A 17,481-nucleotide genomic window follows, 5' to 3' on the forward strand; every position below is an offset into this window, starting at 1 on the left:
AGAAAGAAAGGAAGGTACGAGCATGCCAACAAAATATGAGGCAGGCACGTTTGATGTGATTGTGATTGGTGCTGGTCATGCAGGTTCAGAAGCTGCACATGCCGCAGCTAAAATGGGTGCTAACACATTAATGCTAACAATCAATTTAGATATGATTGCATTTATGCCATGTAATCCATCTATTGGTGGTCCTGCCAAAGGAATTGTCGTACGTGAGATTGACGCTTTAGGAGGCGTCATGGGGAAAGTGATAGATAAAACGCATATTCAAATGCGAATGTTGAATACAGGGAAAGGCCCAGCTGTACGTGCATTGCGCGCACAAGCGGACAAAGTTTTGTATCAGCAAGAAATGAAACGAGTATTAGAAGAAACACCAAACTTAACAATCCATCAAGGGATGGTTGAAGAGTTGATTATTGAGGATGGGGAAGTAAAAGGAGTCATTACACAAATTGGTGCCGTTTATCGTGCTAAAACAGTTGTCGTGACAACAGGTACTTTCCTACGTGGTGAAATCATTATTGGTGATATTAAGTATTCAAGTGGTCCTAATAACCAACAACCGTCAATTCGCTTAGCTGATAATTTAAAAGAGCTAGGTTTTGATCTAGTTCGATTTAAAACAGGTACACCACCACGTGTGAATAATCGAACAATAGATTATGACAAAACAGAGATTCAACCAGGTGATGATGTTCCACGTGCATTTAGTTTTGAAACGACTGAATTCATCATGGATCAGCTACCTTGCTGGTTAACATATACAAGCCCTGAAACTCATGAAATTATTGAAGCAAATTTACATCTTTCACCGATGTATTCAGGGATGATTAAAGGGACAGGTCCACGTTATTGCCCATCTATTGAAGATAAAGTTGTACGTTTTAATGATAAGCCAAGACACCAAATCTTCTTAGAGCCAGAAGGCCGCAATACACGTGAGGTTTATGTTCAAGGTTTGTCAACAAGCCTACCAGAGCATGTTCAAACACGTTTACTAAAATCTATACCTGGCTTAGAGAATGCGGAAATGATGCGCGCTGGTTATGCTATTGAATACGATTCAATTGTGCCAACACAACTATGGCCAACTTTAGAAACAAAACGTATTAAAGGCTTATATACAGCGGGTCAAATCAACGGCACATCTGGCTATGAAGAAGCTGCCGCGCAAGGCTTAATGGCGGGCATGAATGCTGCTGCTAATGTACTAGGTAAAGACGAATTAATTTTGAGCCGTTCGGATGCTTATATTGGCGTTTTGATCGATGACCTAGTGACAAAAGGAACAAATGAGCCATATCGTTTATTAACATCTCGTGCAGAATATCGTTTACTATTACGTCATGATAATGCAGATCTACGATTAGTAGAGTTAGCTTACAATATGGGGATGATTCCACAAGAAAGATATGCTAGTTTCAATGAGAAAAAAGAGCTGATTGAAAATGAAATTGCACGTCTTCGTGAAGTCATTATTAAGCCAAATGAAGCGACACAATCTGTTATTCGTTCTGTTGGTGGTAGTGAATTAAAAGACGGTATACGTGGTGCAGACTTATTAAAACGTCCTGAAATGCATTATGAGTTAATCTCTTCTTTAATTCCTGCAGAAATCGAATTGGCGGATGAAGTGAAAGAACAAATTGAAATCCAGCTTAAATATGAAGGCTATATCGAAAAAGCATTGCAACAGGTAGAGAAACTACACAAAATGGAAAACAAAAAAATTCCTGAGAATATTGATTACGATGCTATTTCAGGTTTAGCAACAGAAGCGCGTCAAAAATTAAAACAAGTTACACCTCTATCTATTGCGCAAGCCTCTCGTATTTCTGGTGTTAATCCAGCTGATATTTCAATTCTGCTTGTTTATATTGAACAAGGTAAAATTGCGAAAGTAAGCAGCTGATCATCAACAACAGTAAAGTGAATAAGAGGCGGGCATACCATTGTGCCCGCTTCCTATTTTTAAAGCTATACTATTAGTTGGAGTTGTATAGCTAGATCAACAAAGGAGACTTTACATGAACGAACAACAATTTATTGAGGCTCTGAAAGAGAAAGGTATCGAACTTTCTGATATACAGATTGCTCAATTTAAAAAGTATTTTGAATTACTTGTTGAGTGGAATGAAAAGATGAATTTAACTGCCATTACAGATGTAGAAGGCGTGTATTTAAAGCATTTCTTCGATTCGATTAGTCCTTCATTTTACTTTGATTTTTCAAAAGTCATAACTGTTTGTGATGTTGGGGCAGGAGCTGGTTTCCCAAGTATCCCAATTAAAATCTGTTTCCCACATTTACAAGTTACAATTGTCGACTCCTTAAATAAAAGAATTACCTTTTTAAATCATTTAAGTGATGAGTTACAATTAGAGAATATGCATTTTGTACATGCTCGAGCGGAAGAGTTTGGCCAAAATTTAAAATACCGTGAACAATTTGATGTAGTAACTGCACGTGCTGTAGCTCGTTTATCCGTTCTAGCAGAGTTATGTGTACCTTTAGCGAAACAAGATGGATATTTTGTTGCTTTAAAAGCCGCAGCTGGGGCAGAAGAACTAAAGGATGCTAAAAAAGCTTTAACAACATTGGGTGTTAAACTGAGAGAGGAATTTTCTTTCAAACTACCTGTTGAAGAAAGTGAACGCATTTTATATATATTTGATAAAATAAAAGGAACACCGAAAAAATATCCGCGTAAGCCAGGTGTACCAAATAAAACACCGATTCAATAATTAGTGTTTCATGTGAAACTTCTCAAAGTGGAAAATATTTTTTCTATTTTGAGCATACATACTAGTTATGGATGGTTCACGCAAAAGACATCTATGAACTATATACATTTAAAGAAATATAATAAATAATAATAGAATGACACAGAGCAAGATAGTTACTTAAAGGTGGTGCCACTTGGATGAAAAGTCCTTTTTCACGTTTTTTTGGAGGCGGAAGTAAAACAGAGCCTATTGTGAAAAATGAAGTAGAACAAGCAGAGGCGGTTCATGCAGCGGAAGAAGTCATAAAGTTGCCTATTGATCAAATTGTACCTAACCGTTTTCAGCCACGTACTATTTTTGATGATGAAAAAATTGAAGAATTATCAAGAACCATTCATACACATGGTGTGATTCAGCCAATTGTTGTACGTAAAACATCAGACAATCAATATGAAATTATCGCTGGTGAGCGTCGTTATCGAGCGATGAAAAAGCTACAATGGACAGAAGTCCCTGCTATTGTACGTAATTTAACTGATAAGGAAACAGCATCTATTGCGTTAATAGAGAACTTGCAGCGTGAGGAGTTAACTGCTATTGAAGAAGCGGTAGCCTATCAAAAATTATTAGAGCTTCATGAGCTAACACAGGAAGCTCTTGCCCAAAGACTTGGAAAAGGACAATCCACTGTAGCCAACAAATTACGTTTATTAAGGCTGCCAGATGAAGTACAGCAAGCTATTTTGAAGCGAAAAATATCTGAACGACATGCACGTGCATTAATTGCTATTAAAGATCAACCATTGCAACTAGAAATTTTGCAGCTAGCAATTGAAAATGATTGGAATGTGCGACAGTTAGAGGAGCAAATCCAGGCTATATTACATCCTGTAGTTGATGAGCAGGAAGAATCAATTCCAAAGAAAGCTAAACCGAAACGTAAAGCTATAAGTAAAGATGTACGTATTGCTTTGAATACCATCAAACAGTCTTTAACGATGGTAACGAAAAGTGGGATTACGGTGAAAACTGAAGAAGAAGATACAGAAGAATACTATCAAATTACAGTGAAGATTCCTAAAAAGAAAAAAGTGTAATAAATTATTTTAGAAAAATAATTTATGATCAAATTTATCACTGTACAGGGGAGATATCTCAGAAGATTAATAGAGATATCTCCTTTTTTGTATTTATTCTTAATATTTTATACAACTCTCTTCAAATTTTTTGATAGAATGAAAGTTAGATAGCGGATTAAATAGTGATTTTACAAATGATTTGTCAAAGTAAACTTTGATAGATGAAAGCAGGTGCTTTTAAATGGGTAGAATTATAGCAATCGCCAATCAAAAGGGTGGCGTAGGTAAAACAACAACTTCGGTCAATTTGAGCGCTTGCCTAGCATACTTAGGTAAGAAAGTGCTTTTAATTGATACTGATCCGCAGGGGAATACAACAAGTGGACTTGGTATTAATAAAGGAGAAATACAGGGTTGTATTTATGATGTGCTCATTGATGATGAAGATGTTCAAAATGTCATTCAAAAAACAAATGTTGAAAATTTATCTATCGTGCCAGCAACAATCTCACTTGCAGGTGCAGAAATTGAATTGGTTTCGACTATTTCCAGAGAAGTACGTTTAAAACATGCTTTACAAAATGTGAAAGAGGATTTCGATTATATAATTATTGACTGTCCACCATCTTTAGGGCTTTTAACAATCAATGCGTTAACAGCTTCAGATGCGCTTATTATTCCCGTACAATGTGAATATTATGCATTGGAAGGGTTAAGTCAATTACTATCAACAGTTCGCCTCGTTCAAAAGCATTTGAATCAACAACTTTACATCGATGGCGTTTTATTAACAATGCTAGATGCACGCACAAACTTAGGCTTACAAGTTATTGAGGAAGTGAAAAAATATTTCCAAGATAAAGTATATAAAACAATAATCCCCCGTAATGTGCGATTAAGTGAGGCACCAAGTCATGGTCAACCAATCATCACTTATGATGCAAAATCTAGAGGTGCAGAAGTTTATTTAGAGATGGCGAGGGAAGTGATTAAAAATGGCTAAAGGTCTAGGAAAGGGTATTGGGGCATTATTTCCAGGAGAGTCTTTAGAACACAGTGGTCAAGTGGAAGAAATCCAATTAGATTTAATTGTTGCGAACCCATTTCAGCCACGTAAAATTTTCGATGAAGAAAGTTTACAAGAATTAGCTGATTCTATTAAAGAACATGGAATTTTACAGCCAATTGCTGTGCGTAAAAAAGCACGCAAGTTTGAAATTGTTGCGGGAGAGCGTCGTTATAGAGCTTGTCTATTAGCTGGCCTCGAAGTTATTCCTGTCATTATAAAAGAGCTATCAGATGCACAAATGATGGAGCTTGCTATTTTAGAAAACCTCCAACGTGAGGATTTAACTGTTATTGAAGAAGCAGAAGCCTATCAGAGTTTAATGGAAAACTTACATTTAACTCAGGAAGAGTTATCGAAGCGATTAGGAAAAAGTAGACCACATATTGCCAATCACGTTCGGCTACTGGCATTACCAGAAGATGTACGTAAATTGATGAATGATGGAACTCTATCGATGGGGCAGGGACGAGCATTACTCGGCTTAAAAAATAAAAGAAGAATATCAGAAGTGGCTAATAAGGTAATAAATTTAGGATTGAACGTACGTCAAGTTGAATTATTAGTGCAAAACTTAAATGAAGAAGTTTCACGTGAAACAATCCCTCCTAAGAAAAAAGATATCTTTGTAACTGCAAAGGAGTCACAATTACGAGACTACTTTGGAACAAATGTTCAAATAAAGAAAACAAGCAATAAAGGGAAAATAGAAATTGAATTTTATTCTGAAGATGATTTAGAACGAATATTGGAAATATTAAACATACAAGAAGAATAAAATAATATTTCTATAACTTAATCAGAGCGCCAAGCAAATAGGCGCTCTCTATTTTTTAGAGAGAAAGAAGGCTTAAGTGTGGTATTACTAGGGGCATTAATAAATGCTGTGTTAATTATAGTAGGAGCATTAGTAGGGCGCATTTTTAAAAATCTTCCTGAATCTATGAAATCTACGGTTCTTTCTATTATTGGTTTAGCCGTCACATTATTAGGGATAAAAATGGGCTTTGAAAGTGATAATTTTATTATATTGGTAGTAAGTTTAGTGGTAGGTACAGTAATAGGTGAGTGGTTAGATTTAGATAAACAAATGAATCGTCTAGGTAAATGGGTAGAGAGTTTATTTCGTACAAAACGGGATGACCAAAATCAAATTAGCATAGCAGAGGGCTTTGTAACTGCCTCACTAATTTTTGTTGTAGGATCAATGGCTGTTATAGGTGCTCTTGATAGTGGTCTTCGTAATGATCATAATGTACTCATTACTAAAGGATTAATAGATGGATTTACATCCATTATTCTAGCCTCGACATTAGGTATAGGTGTAATGCTATCCGCTGTACCTGTCTTTGTTTATCAAGGATTAATAGCTCTTTTTGCAGGTGTTATAAGTTCCTTTATCCCTGATGCCGCACTACAAATGTTCATTACAGAAATGACGGCTGTTGGCGGGGTTATGATTATGGCAATAGGGTTAAACATTGCAGGCTTAGCTAAGATCAAAGCTGCTAACTTGCTTCCAGGTATCGTCATTGTTGGTATTATGGTGGCTATCTTCTACATTTTTTAGTGAATAACGATGAGCAGCCAGTAATAATGCTCTTGAAAGCTTTTCAGCCATTGCATAAGAGATATGAAGTCTGGTATTTTGTAAAACAAGCATTTCCATAAAGCCTCCAATATTGACGATTCCTTTCACGGAAATGTCTCCAATTGGGGGTAATTCTTTTTTTACAGCTTTTCCAGGGAAAATGGGTCCACTTTGAACTGAAATATGACCAACATTTTGCTCACTGCCGAGACAGGCATCAATCGCAATAATGAATGGTTTTGTAGTATGATTGTGTAGCTGTTGCATTGTAGAATCTAGGTTTAGAGCATGTAAAGGGTCTTCTAAGGAACCTACAATTTCATAAGGAAAGCTAACAGATTTTTTTAAAAAGCTACCAGTTAATGGACCAAGTGTATCACCCGTACATCGGTCACTGCCAATACAACAAAAAATTAGTCTTTCATGATGAAACGGTATATGTTCTAAAAATAATGTACTTAATTGCCAAACAGCATTTTTACTCTCATGATGAAGGGAATAAGGTAGTAACAAATTTGGTATAGTATTCATAAAAAAACTCACTTTCTTTTTATTTTTAGAAGTGTTCAATTTTTATGCAGTATACGCAAATTTTTAGCAAGTTATTCAAGAGGTGGTAATGATGGAAAAGAATAAAAAGTTAATGGAAAAATACTGGGACAAGCTCACATCTGAGGATCTTTGGGAAAAGGTTATTGATGCATCTATAGAAATTTTGCTCATTCTATTAGTATCGTGGATCGCTGTAAGATTAGGTAAAAAATTTATTAAAAAGGTGTTTTTAATCCGTATGCGTTCACCATTGAGCCACTCAGAGCGACGCCAACGAACAATTTCAAGATTATTACAAAGCGTGATTTCCTATGTCGTTTATTTCTCTGCAATCATTGGTATACTTTCTTCCTTAAATATAAAGGTAGCAGGTTTATTAGCGGGTGCAGGAATTGTTGGTTTAGCAATAGGTTTTGGTGCTCAAAGCTTAGTAAAGGATGTTATTACTGGATTCTTTATTATTTTTGAAGACCAGTTTGGTGTAGGGGATTATATAAAAATAAATGCTGCAGAAGGTACAGTTGTAGAAATTGGCTTACGTACAACAAAAATTAATGGTGCTACTGGTGAACAGTTCATCATTCCCAATGGTGCCATAGGCGAAGTCGTCAATTATTCTGTTAACAACTCCAAAATCTTTATAGATTTACAAATGGCCACGGATGCTGATTTTGAGAAAGCAGAAGGGGTTATTAATAAGTATTTAGAGACATTGCCTAAGATGCATAAAGAATTAATTGCAGCTCCGGTATTTCTAGGTGTGCAAAATGTTAAAGGGACAGAAGTAACCATTCGTATAGCTGCTGAAACATTACCGCAGCAACAATATGGAGTAGCACGTACCATACGCCGCGATATTACGAAACTCTTTGAAGAAAATAATATACCAATGGTCTATCCAAAAATGATGTTCTATGGCAAAGATGAGGGGAGAAGTGTGTAAGATGGAGGCAAAAAAATTTGGTTTAAACGATATTGTTGAAATGAAAAAACAACATCCATGCGGTACTAATAAATGGAAAATTATTCGTATGGGGGCGGATGTACGTATCAAATGCGAAGGATGTCAGCATAGTGTCATGATTCCACGTCGTGAATTTGAGAAAAAAATGAAAAAGGTTTTATTTTCTGCGGAAGAGTCGTAACATCAGGCATATTAGACTTTTTCTGGGTGAATCAATATAATAGATAAGGTTATAAGAGAGAAAATTTGAACTGAGTATAGAAAGGTTGTGTCCATCCATGGCATTAACAGCTGGAATCGTTGGTTTACCTAACGTTGGAAAATCAACATTATTTAACGCAATAACAAAAGCGGGCGCATTGGCTGCAAACTATCCATTCGCAACGATTGATCCAAACGTTGGTATAGTTGAAGTACCTGATGCACGTTTAGATAAATTAACAGAATTAGTGGTACCGAAAAAAACTGTGCCAACTGCATTTGAATTTACAGATATCGCTGGAATTGTTAAAGGTGCTTCCAAGGGTGAAGGATTAGGAAATAAGTTCCTAGCTCATATTCGTGAAGTAGACGCAATTTGTCAGGTAGTACGTTGTTTTGTAGACGAAAACATTACTCACGTTTCTGGTGCAGTAGATCCAATTGACGATATTGAAGTTATTAATCTAGAGCTTGCACTAGCTGACTTAGAATCTGTGGATAAACGTTTACAACGAGTTAGCAAAATGGCGAAACAAAAAGATAAAGAGGCTATGATAGAAGAGCCAGTGCTTCTAAAAATTAAAGAGCAACTAGAAAACGGTAAACCAGCTAGAGCAGCTGAGCTATCAGATGATGAATTGAAGGTAATTAAAGGTCTTCATCTGCTAACAATAAAACCAATGCTTTATGTAGCAAACGTTTCAGAAGATGAAGTAGCAGATGCAGACAACAACGAGTATGTGAAAAAAGTACGTGAATATGCATCCGCTGAAGGTGCACAGGTCATTACTATTTGTGCAAAAATCGAAGAAGAAATTTCTGAGTTAGATGATGAAGAAAAAGCTATGTTCTTAGAAGAATTAGGAATTAAAGAATCTGGTTTAGATCAACTAATTCGTACTTCTTATGACTTATTAGGACTAGCTACTTACTTCACTGCAGGTGTACAAGAGGTACGTGCCTGGACGTTCCGTAAAGGAATGAAGGCACCTCAATGTGCAGGTATTATTCATACTGACTTTGAGCGCGGCTTTATTCGTGCAGAAACAGTGGCATATGATGATCTTCTTGAGGCAGGTTCGCAAGCAGCGGCTAAGGAAGCTGGTAAAGTACGTCTTGAAGGTAAAGAATATGAAGTACAAGATGGCGATATTATGTTATTCCGCTTTAATGTATAAAAAACTTACAAGGGCAATCTAAAATGGTTGCCCTTTTTCGATTGCTTAGTTATCAGAATTTTTAATGTATGGAGGCGACTTATGAATGAATCCTGTGCAAATTAAGGAACGTGGTTTAGAGTTTGAGCAACTGGGGATGCTACCACAAGATGTCTTAGATTATATTTATGAACAACGATTATTCAAATTGTTCACTCCAAGAGAATTAGGTGGTATGGATTTAAATTTAATAGAAGGTGTAAAGATATTTCAACAGATGTCTGCACTTGATGGCAATTTTGGATGGCTCATTACTATTGGTACAGGTGGAAACGCATTTATTCCAACATTCAGTAAGGAAATTTGTGAAAAAATCTATTCTCCTAAAGAAGCAGTTATAGCAGGTAGTGGATATCCAACAGGGATAGCTGTAAAAACAATTGGAGGCTATTATGTAACAGGGCAATGGAAGTATTGTAGTGGTTCTAATTATGCATCAACATTTACGATGAATTGTTTAATTGAAGAAGATGGTATCAAAACCGAAAAAATTATTAGCTGCTCAGTAAATCCACATGATGTAGAAATTTTGAATGATTGGTCTGCAATGGGTTTAAAGGCAACAGCTAGTCATACAATCCGTGTAAACAATGTTTGGGTACCACAGGAAGCTACTTTTCAATTAGGGGTCATCAGAAATGATTATGGCAATTCAGTACATAGCTTTCCATTTACCACTTTTGCAGAGGCTTCTTTTTTAGGCGTTTGTCTTGGGATGACAGAGAATTTTTTAGAAGAAGCTTTTGCTTTAATGAAGCAACGAAATCATGATGGAAGCAGAACTGAGCGAATTGGAGCCTTCCAATTTTTATGGATGCAGCAGCATAAACGTTTCAAGCAATGCGAGGAACAGTTTTATGCAACATTATCTGTCTTTTGGCAACAGCATCAAAAAGGTGAACAATTAACGGAAGAGGAATTATCACAATTTACTCAATTGGCTAAGGATATAGCTGCTGCTTGCTTAGAGATAGCGAATAATTTAATACGCTGTCTTGGTATGGATGCTATTACAGAAACATCTACGATTAACCGTATTTGGAGAAATTTATATACAGCAGCCCAGCATGGATTTTTAACTCCTTAAAGTATAAATAGAATCTGTAGTTGTTCATTTCTAATCTACAGATTCTATTTAATTATGTAGTCTTATTTTAATGATGATCCTTTTCCTGCAATAGATAAACATACAGCTTTGGTAATTTAGAATCATCCTGTACGATAGCATTACGTGGATATTTACGTAGCTCTTTATACATGGCAAAATCGCCTACAGCTCCAGCTATTAACACCGCCCCTATCAATATTAAAACAGTACTGTTAAGATAAAACCCAACAATGGTTGGAAGTACTCCAGTCGTCCAGAATGGCAGTAATAAAGCTTTTTTCATAGCATGGTTGGGGAGAGGTTGCTCAGTAGTTGCATAGGCAATACCTTGCTCTAAATTTATGCCATATTTTAAAGCTTTAAAGGGAACTCTGCCAAAAATCATAAAGCCAATTAAATGAAAAGCCTCGTGTAGGATAATAAAAATTATATACAGCACAACAAATAGTGCTGTGCCACCAATCATCTTCCAAAAAGAAAAATGGAAATCTTTAAAGCAAATATATTGAATGGCAATAAATAATATGACAAGACCACTTGTAATCACAAAATTGTCGATCATTAACTTCTTTAAATCTAATTCGATAACGATAGGCTCCTTATCGTTGGTTAACATGAAGGCACTCCTTTCATAGATAATGAAATATACTGCCATTATATAACGAATTATTAGTTTGTGACTTGAAAGACATGTACCTATATGTTACAATTCATTGATGTGAGTAATAATTAATTACTTGCTCCTTGCTCCCTTAATTAGGAGAGCCTAAGTCCATAAGGAGGTGTAAACAGATGAGAAAATACGAATTAATGTACATCGTACGTCCGAACATTGAAGACGAAGCGAAGAAAGCTTTAGTTGAACGTTTCAACGAAATGTTAACTTCTAACGGTGCAGAAGTCATCGAATCAAAAGAGTGGGGCAAACGCCGCTTAGCTTATGAAATTCAAGACTTCCGCGAAGGTTACTACCAAATCGTAAAAGTAAACGCTACTTCAGATGCAATCAACGAGTATACACGTCTTGCTAACATCAGCGAAGACATCATTCGCCACATTGCAGTTCGCGAAGAAGCTTAATAATTAATTTTTTACAAAACGCTGAAAAGGAGGTTGTATTCTGATGATTAACCGTGTCGTATTAGTTGGAAGACTAACAAAAGATCCTGAGCTACGTTATACACCGAATGGAGTTGCGTCTACAAGATTTACAGTAGCTGTAAACCGTGCATTCTCAAATCAACAAGGTGAACGCGAAGCTGATTTCATTAGCTGTGTTGCTTGGCGTAAACAGGCTGAAAACCTAGCGAACTTCATGCGAAAAGGAAGTTTAATTGGGGTAGAAGGTCGTATCCAGACAGGCAGTTATGAAGGACAAGATGGTAAGCGAGTATACACAACAGATGTCGTGGCGGATAGCGTACAGTTTTTAGAACCCCGTAATGGTAGCGGTGCTCCTGCTCCTCAATATGGTGGACAAACTTACGGTAATAACCAACCGTCATATGGCGGTGGTCAACCACAACAACAGTTTGGTGGCGCTATGCCAGGGCAGGGTTCCTATGGCGGCGATTCGTATCAGCAAAATCAACCACCTATGAATCAGCCGAATTATACACGTGTAGATGAGGATCCATTTGCGAATAGCAAAGGGCCAATAGAAGTATCTGAGGATGATCTTCCATTCTAATGCTTCTAAATGATAAAAAAAGATAAGGAGGAGACACACTATGGCACCACGTCGCGGAGGCCGCAAACGCCGTAAAGTTTGCTACTTCACTTCAAACAATATTACGCACATCGACTACAAAGATGTAGATTTATTAAAAAAATTCATCTCTGAGCGCGGTAAAATTTTACCACGTCGCGTAACTGGCACAAGTGCAAAGTACCAACGTAAATTAACTTCAGCTATCAAAGTATCTCGTATCATGGGATTACTTCCATTCGTAGCAGAAGATAAATAAGATTGATGACGTTAAGGTAACTGACCTTACATCAATTTTAACTACCAGCATATTACGATATTCGTATCGGGTATGCTGGTTTTTTGTTATGGTTAAAAGGAAAATTATCAACTAGTTAGGTAAAAGTTCGAATTAAAATTGAAAAAATAATGACAATGTACATAGTGATCTAAGTGATTTTTGTTCAATACTATGAAAAAATGGTACAATAAAGGGTAGTAAGTTTGACTGAAAAAAAGGAAGGTTTTCAATGCCGAATAATCAAACAAAAGCGCTTGTACAAGGCTCAATGATGGTTGCACTTTTTACAATTTTGATGCTAATTTCTGCATATGTACCATTCATCTTTATAGTAGCTTTATTATTCGCTCCACTACCGATTGCTTGGTATAGCGCAAATTACAAGCGTTCCACATCAATACTCGTAGCAATAGTAGGCTGTATCCTAACCACTATAACGAGTGGAATATCCATGCTGCCATTTGCCTTTATTTTAGGGCTAGTAGGTGTCGTTATGGGTAACGCCATTTATTTGAAGAAGAGTAAGCTTTATTTATTTATGTCAACGGGGATTGCTAATCTCCTTTCGATGGCAATTGTTTATGTTGCTTATGTAAAGCTTTCAGGGATTGACTTCATAAGCATGAGTTTAGAGATGGCACGTAAAAATTATGAGCAATCTAATGAATTTGCGAAGAATGTAACAGGCCAAGTAGCCATTAATCCAGAGCAGCTTGAGGCAATGTTTAAAACAATTGAACTGACTATGCCTGCAACGATAACAATCTCAGCATTTTTTGCTGCATTTATTATCATTACAGTCAATTTACCAGCTCTAAAACGACTAGGGGTAGATGTTCCAAAATTTGCTCCATTCCAAAATATGAGATTACCACGCTCTATTTTATGGTATTACATGATCATTTTATGTATTAATTTATTCATGCGTCCTGAGGCTGGCTCTACGCTAGATATTATTGTATTAAATGTTTCTTATATTTTATGGTTGTTACTGATTTTACAAGGAATATCTTTTATCCATTATTTTATCTCTAAAAAGGGGATGCCAAATGGAGTTAAATGGGTAGCAACTTTATTAGCAATTCCATTATCATCCTTTATGATCTTACTCGGTATTGTTGATTTAGGTTTTGACGTACGTTCACTTGTAAAGGGGAAGACTAAAGAATAAGGGGCTGATTGTAATGGGGACATTTAGAAAACGACCAATTCGCTATCCGCTTTTTGTTCTTTCCATATTTGGAACTGTGACGTTCGTGCTTCTATGTATTTGGAATATCGGGATAGGTATCGGTTATGGTGTAGGTTTTGTTTTACTGATGGCCTACACATGGAAAGTAGAGAAGATAGCTTTTGAGGAAACAGAAAAGCACATTGAATCTATCTCCTTCCGTATGAAAAAAGTAGGGGAAGAGGCACTGCTTGAAATGCCAATTGGGATACTGCTGGTTAATGAGCAGTATGAAATCGAATGGTCTAATCCATATATGCAAGGCATTTTAAATATGGAATCATTAGTTGGAGAAGGTATTGTAAATATATCTGATGACATCTATGTATTAATGAAGACCGAGGAGACTAATGAGGCGACGATTACACTACGTGATCGGAAATATCGTGTTTATTATAAAAAAGAGGAACGACTACTGTATTTCTTTGATATAACTGAACAGATTGCCATTGAAAAGCAATACTATGCAGACCGTACAGTAATCGCTATATTGTTTGTCGATAATTACGATGAAATCACGCAAGCCATGGACGATCAACCACGTAGTTTAACCAACACAATGGTTACTTCAATTGTCAATGAATGGGCTGCAGAGCATGGTGTATTTGTCAAACGAATATCATCAGATCGTTTCTTAGCAGTCTTAAATGAATCCATTTTAACGGAGCTAGAAAAGAAAAAATTTGCTATATTAGATACCATTCGAGAAAAAACAGCTCAAAAGAATTTATCATTAACATTAAGTATTGGTGTAGGAGCTGGATCATCCTCATTAGTGGAGCTTGGTGAGTTGGCACAATCCAGTCTTGATCTTGTATTAGGACGGGGCGGAGACCAAGTAGCGATAAAGCAACCTACTGGAAAACTTAAATTCTATGGTGGAAAAACAAATCCAGTCGAAAAACGTACACGTGTTAGAGCGCGCGTTATTTCACATGCATTACGCGATTTAATTCAAGACAGTGACCAAGTGTTTGTTATGGGACATAAAAATCCTGACATGGACTCCATTGGTGCTTCTGTAGGTGTACGGAAAATGGCACAAATGAATGATGTAAAGGGTTATGTCATTATCAATTTTGATGAATTAAATGGTAGCGTTACACGATTAATGAATGAAATAGAGAGTAAATCAGATTTCTATGAAAATTTCCTTACACCAGAGGAAGCCGCTGGTAAAATGACTGAGAAATCGTTGCTCGTTATTGTTGATACACATAAGCCGAATTTAGTAATTGATGCACACCTATTGAAATTAGCTGAAAAGGTGGTTGTAATCGACCATCATCGTCGAAGTGAGGACTTTATCGAAAATCCTACACTCGTTTATATGGAGCCATATGCGTCATCCACAGCAGAGCTAGTGACAGAGTTACTAGAATATCAGCCGAAGCGTGCAAAAATTAATATGCTAGAAGCTACTGCATTACTAGCGGGTATTATCGTTGATACCAAAAGCTTTACACTTCGAACAGGAGCACGTACATTTGAAGCAGCTTCTTACTTACGAACAAATGGTGCCGATACAGTATTGGTCCAACGTCTCTTGAAGGAGGACGTGGACACATATATAGAGCGCTCCAAAATTGTGCAAACAGTTAAGTTCGTAAAACCAGGAGTAGCTGTTGCTGTAGGTGAGGAATCAAAAGTGTATGACTCTGTCTTAATTGCGCAAACAGCCGATATATTACTAACGATGAAGGATGTTAGTGCATCCTTTGTCATTGCACATCGGGCAGATGGCAAAATTGGTATAAGTGCACGATCACTTGGCGAGGTCAATGTACAGCTAATTATGGAGAGGCTTGGCGGCGGTGGACATTTAACGAATGCTGCCTGCCAAATAGATGCTAAATCCATCGATGGTGTGAAAAAACATTTAGAAGAGGCCATAAATGAGGTCTTTGAAGGGAGTTCTGACTAATGAAAGTAGTATTTTTAAAAGACGTTAAAGGAAAAGGAAAAAAAGGTGAAATTAAAAACGTAGCTGATGGCTATGCACAAAATTTCTTAATCAAGAATGGCTATGCAGCGGAAGCAAATGCGCAAGCTTTAAGCCAAATAGAGGGGCAAAAGAAATTAGAGGCCAAAAATGCTGCTGCCGAATTAGCTGAAGCACAAGCATTAAAGGAAAAAGTAGAAGCACTAACAGTTGAGCTAAAAGCAAAATCAGGTGATGGTGGCCGCTTATTTGGCTCAGTATCTACAAAGCAAATTGCTGATGCATTACAAAAAGTGCACGGCATTAAAATTGACAAACGTAAAATGACTTTACCTGATGGGATTCGTTCACTTGGCTTTACAAATGTTCCTGTAAAACTACATCATGAAGTATCAGCAACGTTAAAAGTACATGTAACGGAAGAATAAGGAGCGACAATCCATGAGTGAACCGATGATGGACCGCGTTCCACCGCATAACCGGGAGGCGGAGCAATCGGTTATCGGTGCTATCTTCCTTGAGCCACAGGCATTAATAACAGCATCAGAAATTTTATTGGCAGATGATTTTTATTTAAATGCCCATAAGAAAATTTTCGAAACGATGTTGCGCTTGAGTGATCAAGGAAAAGCGATAGATGTTGTAACAGTTACAGAAGAATTATCAGCTAAAAAAGAGATTGAGGACGTTGGCGGGCTTTCTTATTTACTAGAGCTCGCCAATGCTGTCCCTACAGCTGCCAATGTCGCTCATTATGCCAAAATCGTTGAGGAAAAGGCCCTCTTACGTCGATTGATTCGAGTGGCTACGAAAATTGTCGAGGACGGCTATACCCGTGAAGACGAAGTAGAGGCATTATTAGGCGAGGCAGAGAAGAAAATGATGGAGGTTGCCAATCGAAAGAATGCAGGTGACTTTAAGCATGTTAAAGATGTGCTAGTGGAAACTTTCGATAATATTGAGCAACTGCAATCACAAAAGGGAGAAGTAACGGGTATCCCGACTGGCTTCCGTGATTTAGATAACATTACTGCAGGCTTTCAACGCAACGATTTAATCATTGTTGCTGCTCGTCCATCTGTAGGGAAAACAGCCTTTGCATTGAATGTTGCGCAAAGTGTTGCTGTACAAGCTCGTGAAAATGTTGCAATCTTTTCTTTAGAGATGGGTGCAGAGCAACTGGTCATGCGTATGCTTTGTGCAGAAGGAAATATAGATGCACAAGTTTTACGTACAGGTGCTTTAACTACAGAAGATTGGGGTAAACTAACTATGGCAATGGGTAGTTTATCGAATTCAGGGATTTTTATTGATGATACTCCAGGTGTACGTATCAATGAAATCCGTGCAAAATGTCGTCGTTTAGCTCAGGAGAATGGACTAGGAATGATCTTAATTGATTATTTACAGTTGATTCAGGGGAGCGGCAAGCCAGGAGAAAACCGTCAGCAAGAGGTATCAGAGATTTCCCGTTCTTTAAAGGGATTAGCCCGAGAATTAAAGGTACCTGTTATTGCGTTATCACAGTTATCTCGTGGTGTTGAGCAACGACAAGATAAACGGCCAATGATGAGTGACTTACGTGAATCGGGAAGTATTGAGCAAGATGCTGATATTGTTGCGTTTTTATACCGTGATGATTATTACGATAAAGAATCTGAGAATAAAAATATGATCGAAATTATCATTGCGAAACAACGTAATGGTCCAACAGGAACTGTTACATTGGCCTTTAAAAAAGAATTCAATAAATTCATTAATGTGGATTGGTCACAAATGCCACCTCCACCGCCACGTGATTAGTCAAGTTACT

19 protein-coding genes are annotated in these 17,481 nt (G+C 37.1%); 17 read left to right on the forward strand and 2 right to left on the reverse strand.

The window, feature by feature from the left end; all coding sequences use genetic code 11:
• The first annotated feature begins 22 nt into the window (after positions 1–22).
• From mnmG to VK91_RS19440, 6 genes are all read left to right on the forward strand, one after another.
• On the forward strand, positions 23–1,915 hold the full coding sequence (gene mnmG, locus VK91_RS19415; protein ID WP_048395211.1) for a tRNA uridine-5-carboxymethylaminomethyl(34) synthesis enzyme MnmG: 1,893 nt from the start codon (positions 23–25) through the stop codon (positions 1,913–1,915).
• A 115-nt stretch (positions 1,916–2,030) separates the two neighbouring features.
• Entirely contained in the window at positions 2,031–2,747 is a 717-nt protein-coding gene (gene rsmG, locus VK91_RS19420) for a 16S rRNA (guanine(527)-N(7))-methyltransferase RsmG (protein WP_048395213.1), read from the forward strand.
• Between the two features lie 179 nt (positions 2,748–2,926).
• A complete protein-coding gene (noc, locus tag VK91_RS19425) occupies positions 2,927–3,826 on the forward strand; it encodes a nucleoid occlusion protein (protein ID WP_048395215.1) in 900 nt (299 codons plus the stop codon).
• A gap of 223 nt (positions 3,827–4,049) precedes the next feature.
• On the forward strand, positions 4,050–4,811 hold the full coding sequence (locus VK91_RS19430; protein WP_048395216.1) for a ParA family protein: 762 nt from the start codon (positions 4,050–4,052) through the stop codon (positions 4,809–4,811).
• Positions 4,804–5,652 (forward strand): ParB/RepB/Spo0J family partition protein, encoded by an 849-nt coding sequence (locus VK91_RS19435; protein WP_048395218.1) that lies wholly within the window; start codon positions 4,804–4,806, stop codon positions 5,650–5,652. Before VK91_RS19430 ends, VK91_RS19435 begins: the two co-directional genes overlap by 8 nt.
• Positions 5,653–5,730: 78 nt before the next feature.
• The gene (locus VK91_RS19440; RefSeq protein WP_048395220.1) at positions 5,731–6,444 is read left to right on the forward strand and encodes a DUF554 domain-containing protein; all 714 of its coding nucleotides are present in this window, start codon (positions 5,731–5,733) and stop codon (positions 6,442–6,444) included.
• Here the strand turns inward: VK91_RS19440 and yyaC are convergent.
• The gene (yyaC, locus tag VK91_RS19445; protein ID WP_048395222.1) at positions 6,364–6,996 is read right to left on the reverse strand and encodes a spore protease YyaC; all 633 of its coding nucleotides are present in this window, start codon (positions 6,994–6,996) and stop codon (positions 6,364–6,366) included. The two genes, VK91_RS19440 and yyaC, sit on opposite strands and share 81 nt — an antisense overlap.
• Before the next feature lie 91 nt (positions 6,997–7,087).
• On the opposite strand from yyaC, the gene VK91_RS19450 reads away from it, so the two are divergent.
• From VK91_RS19450 to VK91_RS19465, 4 genes are all read left to right on the forward strand, one after another.
• Entirely contained in the window at positions 7,088–7,960 is an 873-nt protein-coding gene (locus tag VK91_RS19450; RefSeq protein WP_048395224.1) for a mechanosensitive ion channel family protein, read from the forward strand.
• Between the two features lies 1 nt (position 7,961).
• Positions 7,962–8,162 (forward strand): DUF951 domain-containing protein, encoded by a 201-nt coding sequence (locus VK91_RS19455; RefSeq protein ID WP_048395226.1) that lies wholly within the window; start codon positions 7,962–7,964, stop codon positions 8,160–8,162.
• 97 nt (positions 8,163–8,259) lie between these two features.
• The gene (gene ychF, locus VK91_RS19460; protein WP_016994923.1) at positions 8,260–9,360 is read left to right on the forward strand and encodes a redox-regulated ATPase YchF; all 1,101 of its coding nucleotides are present in this window, start codon (positions 8,260–8,262) and stop codon (positions 9,358–9,360) included.
• An 85-nt stretch (positions 9,361–9,445) separates the two neighbouring features.
• Positions 9,446–10,486, forward strand: a complete 1,041-nt coding sequence (locus VK91_RS19465) for an acyl-CoA dehydrogenase (RefSeq protein ID WP_048395228.1) — start codon at positions 9,446–9,448, stop codon at positions 10,484–10,486.
• A 67-nt stretch (positions 10,487–10,553) separates the two neighbouring features.
• Here VK91_RS19465 and VK91_RS19470 read toward each other — a convergent pair whose 3' ends face one another.
• Positions 10,554–11,123 carry a DUF3267 domain-containing protein gene (locus VK91_RS19470; RefSeq protein ID WP_048395231.1) on the reverse strand — a complete coding sequence of 190 codons (570 nt, stop codon included), beginning with the start codon at positions 11,121–11,123 and terminating at the stop codon, positions 10,554–10,556.
• Positions 11,124–11,299: 176 nt separating this feature from the next.
• On the opposite strand from VK91_RS19470, the gene rpsF reads away from it, so the two are divergent.
• From rpsF to dnaB, 7 genes are all read left to right on the forward strand, one after another.
• Positions 11,300–11,587, forward strand: a complete 288-nt coding sequence (gene rpsF / locus VK91_RS19475) for a 30S ribosomal protein S6 (protein WP_016992320.1) — start codon at positions 11,300–11,302, stop codon at positions 11,585–11,587.
• 43 nt (positions 11,588–11,630) lie between these two features.
• Positions 11,631–12,197 carry a single-stranded DNA-binding protein gene (gene ssb, locus VK91_RS19480; RefSeq protein WP_048395233.1) on the forward strand — a complete coding sequence of 189 codons (567 nt, stop codon included), beginning with the start codon at positions 11,631–11,633 and terminating at the stop codon, positions 12,195–12,197.
• Between the two features lie 40 nt (positions 12,198–12,237).
• Positions 12,238–12,474: a 30S ribosomal protein S18 gene (gene rpsR, locus VK91_RS19485; RefSeq protein ID WP_004233359.1), complete on the forward strand. Its 237-nt coding sequence runs from the start codon at positions 12,238–12,240 to the stop codon at positions 12,472–12,474.
• A gap of 250 nt (positions 12,475–12,724) precedes the next feature.
• Positions 12,725–13,666, forward strand: coding sequence for a YybS family protein (locus VK91_RS19490; RefSeq protein WP_048395235.1), 942 nt, complete (start codon positions 12,725–12,727; stop codon positions 13,664–13,666).
• Positions 13,667–13,679: 13 nt separating this feature from the next.
• The gene (locus VK91_RS19495) at positions 13,680–15,650 is read left to right on the forward strand and encodes a DHH family phosphoesterase (RefSeq protein WP_004233367.1); all 1,971 of its coding nucleotides are present in this window, start codon (positions 13,680–13,682) and stop codon (positions 15,648–15,650) included.
• A complete protein-coding gene (rplI, locus tag VK91_RS19500; protein WP_004233368.1) occupies positions 15,650–16,096 on the forward strand; it encodes a 50S ribosomal protein L9 in 447 nt (148 codons plus the stop codon). The genes VK91_RS19495 and rplI overlap by 1 nt, the downstream gene beginning before the upstream one ends.
• 13 nt (positions 16,097–16,109) lie before the next feature.
• Positions 16,110–17,471, forward strand: a complete 1,362-nt coding sequence (dnaB, locus tag VK91_RS19505; protein ID WP_004233370.1) for a replicative DNA helicase — start codon at positions 16,110–16,112, stop codon at positions 17,469–17,471.
• The last annotated feature ends 10 nt before the right edge of the window (positions 17,472–17,481 follow it).

The sequence above is a fragment of the Lysinibacillus sp. LK3 genome (assembly GCF_001043675.1).
In the GTDB taxonomy this organism is placed as follows: Bacteria; Bacillota; Bacilli; order Bacillales_A; family Planococcaceae; genus Lysinibacillus; species Lysinibacillus capsici.